The organism is Cecembia sp., from assembly GCF_007126775.1.
GTDB lineage: Bacteria > Bacteroidota > Bacteroidia > Cytophagales > Cyclobacteriaceae > Cecembia.
On record NZ_SLAP01000221.1, the window covers coordinates 1 to 7,243 of the forward strand.

The 7,243-nt window shown below is 40.1% G+C and carries 4 protein-coding genes; all 4 read left to right on the forward strand.

What is annotated here, in order from left to right:
* Positions 1-3,396: hypothetical protein (locus QZT73_RS14650; protein WP_291788928.1), on the forward strand; the 3,396-nt coding region annotated here is incomplete at its 5' end.
* A 44-nt stretch (positions 3,397-3,440) separates the two neighbouring features.
* On the forward strand, positions 3,441-5,180 hold the full coding sequence (locus QZT73_RS14655; protein WP_291788930.1) for a glycoside hydrolase family 3 N-terminal domain-containing protein: 1,740 nt from the start codon (positions 3,441-3,443) through the stop codon (positions 5,178-5,180).
* Positions 5,181-5,226: 46 nt separating this feature from the next.
* A complete protein-coding gene (locus QZT73_RS14660; protein WP_291784596.1) occupies positions 5,227-6,501 on the forward strand; it encodes a glycosyl hydrolase family 17 protein in 1,275 nt (424 codons plus the stop codon).
* Positions 6,502-6,550: 49 nt separating this feature from the next.
* On the forward strand, positions 6,551-7,243 hold a 693-nt coding region (locus tag QZT73_RS14665), incomplete at its 3' end, for an MFS transporter (RefSeq protein ID WP_291788932.1).

Genomic DNA, 7,243 nt, shown 5'->3' on the forward strand with positions numbered 1-7,243 from the left:
CATCTCGACAATGAACTTTATTATAAAATTTCCAATGTCGATCAGATGAGACCTTTTTTTATGAGTATCATCAGCAATTCTAACCATTGGTTGTTTATAGGCAGTAATGGTGGATTAAGTGCCGGCAGAAAAGATCCTGAAAATGCTTTATTCCCGTATTACACCGATGATAAAATTATTGAGTCTGCTGAAACCACTGGTTCGAAAACAATCTTTCGAATAAAAAAACATGAGGTGCTCCACATATGGGAACCATTCTCCATTCATTATGCTAATCAGTACAAATTAGAGCGTAACCTATATAAAAATGTATATGGTAATAAAATCCTTTTTGAAGAGGTTAATTACGATTTAAACCTCACTTTTCAATACCAGTGGTGCACCAGTGAGCAATATGGTTTTGTTAAAAACAGTAGACTTTATAATAACAGCACATCAGAAATCACCATTTCAATTTTGGATGGGGTTCAAAACCTCGTACCCTATGGGGTAAACAGTGCCCTTCAAAGCCAAAGAAGTAATTTGGTGGATGCTTATAAGAGAAATGAACTGGAAAAGAAAAGTGGATTAGGGATTTTTGCTTTAAGCGCCATCATCGTAGATAAGGCCGAACCTAGTGAGGCTTTAAAAGCTTCGATCGTTTGGTCATTGGGCTTGGAAAATACCAAGCATCTCCTCTCCTCCTCTCAACTAAATTCTTTCAGAAAGGGCATTGACATCATTGAGGAATCCGATGTCAAAGCTGAAAAAGGCGCATATTTTACCCAGGCTGATATAGTAATGCCTGTTGATGGTAAAAAAGAATGGATGCTTGTTGCTGATATCAATCAAAATGCTTCCCAGATTATTGCTCTTGCCAGATCCATAACACATGACAACGACCTGATCTCCAAAATCAAAGAAGATATTGAACAGGGAACCCGGCAGTTGGTGCAATTGAATGCAGGTGCGGACGGTTTACAGCTTAGCTCTGACCCATTGCGTGATACCCGGCATTTTGCCAACGCGATGTTCAATATTATGCGTGGCGGAATATTCGACAACAATTATCAAATCGAAAAAAAAGACCTCGAAAATTATCTCTCCAAGGCCAATAAAATAGTATTCAATCAACACAAAGAGCGTTTGAATACCCTACCCCACCATTTCTCTGTTGCTTCCATAAAAGAATTTGCCTTACAATCAGAGGATAAGGACCTCAAGCGTTTATTATTTGAATACCTGCCATTAAAATTCAGCCGAAGACATGGCGATCCCAGCCGTCCCTGGAATCATTTATCTATCAATACACGCAACGAACATGATGGATCAAAAGTACTGGATTATGCGGGAAACTGGAGAGATATATTCCAGAATTGGGAGGCCTTGGCCCACTCCTATCCAGACTTCATTGATGGCATGATTTTTAAGTTTTTAAATGCCTCAACATTTGATGGTTATAATCCCTATAGGGTTACCAAACATGGCCTGGATTGGGAGCGGATAGAAGCGGATGACCCATGGTCTTATATAGGTTATTGGGGTGACCATCAGATCATTTACCTATTGAAGTTCTTGGAGTTTTCAGAAAACCATAAACCCGGAAAATTAGCCTCTTTTTTTATCGAGGACGTTTTTGTATATGCCAATGTACCTTATAGGATTAAAGCGTATGCAGATATGCTTAAAAATCCCAAGGATACCATTGATTTCAATCAGCAACTTGACCATACCATCATGGATAGGTGGTCGGAACTGGGAGCCGATGCTGCCTTGCTACAAAATAGACAGGGTGTCATTCACCATGTAAACTTTATAGAAAAGATTCTCGCTACTATTTTGTCCAAGGTTTCCAATTTTATTCCAGAGGGTGGAATTTGGATGAATACCCAACGTCCGGAATGGAATGACGCAAATAATGCATTGGTAGGCAATGGGGTTTCTATGGTTACCTTGTACTATCTGAGGAGGTTTTTATCCTTCTTCAATAGGCTAATTGAGAATGGTAATGTGAAAGAAGTGAGCATATCAGAAGAACTGATGCAATTTTTCAATAAGGTTCAAGAGCATTTATTGAAAAATAAAGTCCTTCTTGAAGCTGGAATATCAGATATTGACAAAAAGACCATTCTTGATGGCTTGGGTCAGGCCGGAAGCGATTACAGAATGCAGGTTTATGCGCAGTCTTTCACCGGAAAGCGCTTGGTATTGCCTATAAGGGAATTGGCTGAATTTTCAACCCTTTGTCTCTGGTACCTTGACCATACCATCCGTGCCAATAAACGAAGGGACAATTTGTACCATGCATACAATTTGATGACACTTAAGAATGAAAAGGAAGTGACAATTTCCTTCTTAAGTGAAATGCTTGAAGGCCAGGTGGCTGTATTGAGTTCAGGTTATCTGACTTCAAAAGAGGCCCTTGAAACATTGGATGGACTCAAAGCAAGCAAACTTTTCAGAGAGGATCAGTACAGTTATTTGCTTTATCCCAACAAGGAGCTTCCCGGTTTCCTGCAAAAGAATATTATTTCTAAAGAAGATGTTTCAGGTTCGGCACTGTTGACAGAATTATTGGAGAAAGGCGACAGGAGCATCATTGAAAAATATGCCAATGGAGATTACCATTTCAACGGGAATTTTAAAAATGCAGCAGATCTTCATTTGGGGCTGGATTTATTGGATTTAAATGCTGCAAATCTGACAGCGACTAATAAAGAAGAAGTGCTGCGGATTTTTGAAAAAGTGTTTAATCATAAGGCTTTTACAGGAAGATCAGGCACCTTCTATGGCTACGAGGGATTGGGATCTATTTACTGGCATATGGTTTCCAAGCTGCTTTTAGCAGTACAGGAATGCTGCATAAAAGCAATACAGGACAAAGAAAATGAGGAGCTAATAGGGAAACTCTTGGAGCATTACTATGAAATCTATGAGGGAATCGGAGTACATAAGTCCCCTACCCTTTACGGTGCATTCCCTACAGACCCATATTCTCATACTCCTGCCAATAAAGGGGTTCAGCAACCAGGAATGACAGGTCAAGTAAAAGAGGATATGTTATCAAGGTTTGGTGAATTGGGTGTATTTATCCGTGAAGGACAGCTTTTGTTTAATCCATACTTGTTAAGGAAGTCGGAATTTCTTTCTAATAAACAAGTTTTCTCTTATGTGAACATCAAAGGGGAGTTTATACAATTGCCTATGGAAGAAAATAGCTTGGTTTTCACCTATTGTCAAGTCCCCATAATATACAAACTATCGGATGAAAACAGCATTGAAGTACAGAGGAAAAATGGTTCTCCTTTGCATTTTGAAGATTTGCTTCTTGATAAAAGCATAAGTGATGAAATATTCCAGAGAAGTGGAGAGATTGTAAGCCTATTGGTAAGAATCAAGCAATCAATATTAAGGTAGGCATGCATCTAACTAATTAATATTAGCTCTTTCAAAGCCAGAATATGGATCGAAAAATCAAAATGGACCCAAAGATAGCGCTAAAAACTGAAGCATTACTCAAGCAGATGACCCTTGATGAAAAAATAGGTCAGATGACACAGGTACGCCATTTTGATGACATAAGGATGGAAGAAATCCAAACCAGATTTATAGGTTCGGTCATCCATACCCAAGGCCCAGTTCCCGGAAAGGAAGCGTCCGAATGGCAATCGAAATTTACAGCCATGCAGGAAAGGGCATTGGCCACCCGGTTGGGAATTCCTCTGCTGTTTGGCGTTGATGCAGTACATGGTCAAAATACTTTTGAGGGAGCCACTATTTTCCCCCATAATATTGGTTTGGGGGCTACAAGAAATGCTGAATTGGTAGAAAAAGTAAGCACAATTACTGCTATTGAGTCCAAAGCTACCGGATTCAACTGGGTATTTTCTCCTTGCGCAGCTGTACCCTTGAATGAAAAATGGGGACGCGTATACGAAGCATTTTCTGAAAGTCCGGAAATCACTGCATCCCTTACTGCTGCCGCTGTACTAGGGTATCAAAACGCTGCAGGAAAGTATGGCGTAATGGCGACAGCCAAGCATTTTATTGGCGATGGCGCTACGGATTTTGGAATTGAAGGGGGGAATACCTCCCTCAGTATAGAAGAAGTTCACCGTTTGCTTATTCCTCCTTACCGAGCAGCCATAGATTCTGGAGTAGGCGCCATTATGGCTTCGTTCAATACTTTTGAAGGAATTGCCATGCATGCCCATAAAGCGATGATTACCGATCTTCTGAAGCAAAAATTGAATTTTCAGGGCATAGTGGTGTCGGATTGGAAGGCTTATTCCCGTTTTGGCCAAAACGAGATCATCAATGCCGGAATAGATATGGTGATGGCTGTTGATGGGGATCTGTATGCTTTTCAGGAAGGGGTAAAAAAAGCTGTCCTCAATGGGGAGATCGTTCAGGAAAGAATTGATGATGCTGTAAGGAGAATCTTAAAGCAGAAGTTTCTTCTTGGGCTATTTGAAAATCCATTTCCTGATCAGAAACTTATAAAATCAATCGGTATTCAAGAACACAGGGATGTAGCTAGACAGGCTGTAAGGGAATCTTTGGTCCTTCTTAAAAACAATAACAATGCATTGCCTTTAAGGAAAGATCAAAAAGTTGTTGTGGTTGGTGAGTTTGGAGATAATGCGGGACTACAATCAGGAGGATGGACGGTGAATTGGCAAGGTACAAGCGAAAATTACCTGGGAGCAACCACTATTTTGAAAGGAGTCAGTATGTATTCTAGATGTGAGGTGCTTTATGACCCTGATGGTACTGCTCAAATTGAAGATGTGGATGTTGCCCTGATAGTGGTAGGTGAAAGTCCCTATGCGGAATTTTTTGGAGACATTGGTGGAGAGATGGACAAGTACCAATTGACACTTACGGAAAGGCATCAAAATTATATAACCACTTACGTGGAAAAAGGAATCAAAACAGTAGTGGTAATGATTTCAGGAAGACCTCTTGTTGTGAGCAATCAAATCAAGCAATGTGATGCATTTGTTGCGGCTTGGCTGCCAGGTTCAGAAGGCCATGGAATTGCAGAGGTACTTTTTGGTAAATATGATTTTAAGGGGAAGCTCCCCCACTCCTGGCCCAAATCGGAAAAGGATTATTTAGGAAAATATGGTCCAAATTACTGGGACAATTCCAGTTCACCACTATTTCCTATTGGATTTGGATTGAAATATCATAAATAATTGAAATTAAATATAATATCAATTTATATCTAAAAAATACTTTAATATGAAACTGATACCATTCAAATCATTTAGCATGGGATTAGCACTGATAGTGGCTATTTCCTGTAGCAATAAAGCAACAAATGAACAATCAGATAAATCTAAAATAATTAAAGAAGTGAGAGCAAAAGACATTTTAGGCAATCCGAATTACCAGGCCATCTCCTACGAGGGATACAGGGAAAAATCACGAGAAATTCAGCCCAGCGTTGAACAGCTGAAAGAAGATGTGAAAATACTTTCAGCTATGGGGATCAAAATTCTGCGTACTTACAATGTACAGTTTCCTCATGCTTCAAACCTGCTTAAAGCAATTCAAGAGTTGAAAAATGAGGACGGAGATTTTGAAATGTATTTGATGCTTGGGGCATGGATAGATTGTAAAAATGCCTGGACCGAAATGGAGCCAAATCATCATGTAGAAAGTGAACAAAATGAAGGAGAGATTGAACGTGCTGTGGCATTGGCCAATCAATACCCTGATATAGTTAAAATATTGGCAGTTGGCAATGAGGCGATGGTGAGGTGGGCGACCAGTTATTACGTTCAGCCTGAAGTAATCCTTAAATGGGTCAACCATTTACAATCCCTGAAGGTTTCAGGTAAACTTCCCGAGGACCTATGGATAACAAGTTCGGATGATTTTTCCTCTTGGGGTGGTGGTGATCCAAGTTATCATACAGAAGATTTAGAAAAATTGGCCAAAGCAGTGGATTATATTTCCCTTCATACCTATCCCTACCACAATACACATTACAATCCCCATTTCTGGAGGGTTCCTGATGAAGAGATGCACCTTACTGAAATCGAAAAGGTGGATGCGGCCATGCTTCGTGCCAAGGATTTTGCCAAAACCCAATATGATTCCGTGGCAAGCTATATGAAAAGTATAGGAGTAGAAAAACCTATACACATAGGAGAAACCGGCTGGGCCAGTATTTCTGATGGATTTTATGGTATAGATGGATCGAGGGCTACGGATGAATACAAGCAGGCATTGTACCATCAATTGATGCGTGATTGGACCAATTCCGAGGGAATTTCCTGCTTTTATTTTGAAGCTTTTAATGAATCTTGGAAAGATTCGGAAAATACCAATGGCTCAGAAAATCATTTTGGTCTATTCACCATCACCGGTGAGGCCAAATATGCCCTATGGGATTTGATTGATAAGGGAGTTTTTGAAAACTTGAGGCGGGACGGAAATCCGATTGTTAAGTCTTATGGTGGCGATATCCAAAAACTCTTACAAGAAGTAAAGGCCCCACCTTCAAGATAATTTCAATAAATCCAAACAAATTTTCATAACCACCAAAAACCCAATGACCATGTCAACAACGATCAATACAGTTCCGATGGGCCAGAAAATTGCCTTTGGTATAGGCATGCTCGCCAATCAAATGTTCCCTGCATCACTGGGAATATTTATGGTGGTTTTGGTACAGAACCTTGGCTTTCCGGGCTGGATGTGGGGAATGGTTTATTTCCTTCCACGTGTCCTAGATGCCGTAACAGACCCCATTATGGGCTTCATTTCCGACAACACAAAATCTGTATGGGGAAGACGAAAGCAATATGTATTTCTTGGTGCAATTATTATGGGTGTTGCCTTCTCTGTAATGTGGCAGCTTTATGGGGAAAACAGTGTGAATTATAACTTCACCTATTTCCTATTGTGCTCTTTTTTCTTCTATATAGGGCTTACAATTTTCAGTGTACCATATGTGGCTATGGGCTATGAAATGAGCGAGGATTTCCATGAGCGTACCCAAATTATGGCTATTGCACAGTGGATTGGGCAGTGGGCTTGGGTAATTGCCCCATGGTTTTGGGTAATTATGTATGATCCTAGTTGGTTCTCCAGTCCTGAAGCGGCCACCCGTCAATTATCTATTTGGGTTGCTGTTATTTTTGGTATTTGTGCCATGGTGCCTTCCATTTTTATTCCAGGTAAATCTACCAAAAACGAAAATTTTTCACCGCTAACTTTTAATGCAATTGGTGATAGTCTATCTCAAATA

Bases quoted from the DNA above. Each gene is read 5' to 3' on its own strand.
- QZT73_RS14655 (WP_291788930.1), top strand. From the start codon at position 3,441: ATGGATCGAAAAATCAAAATGGACCCAAAGATAGCGCTAAAAACTGAA.
- QZT73_RS14660 (WP_291784596.1), top strand. From the start codon at position 5,227: ATGAAACTGATACCATTCAAATCATTTAGCATGGGATTAGCACTGATA.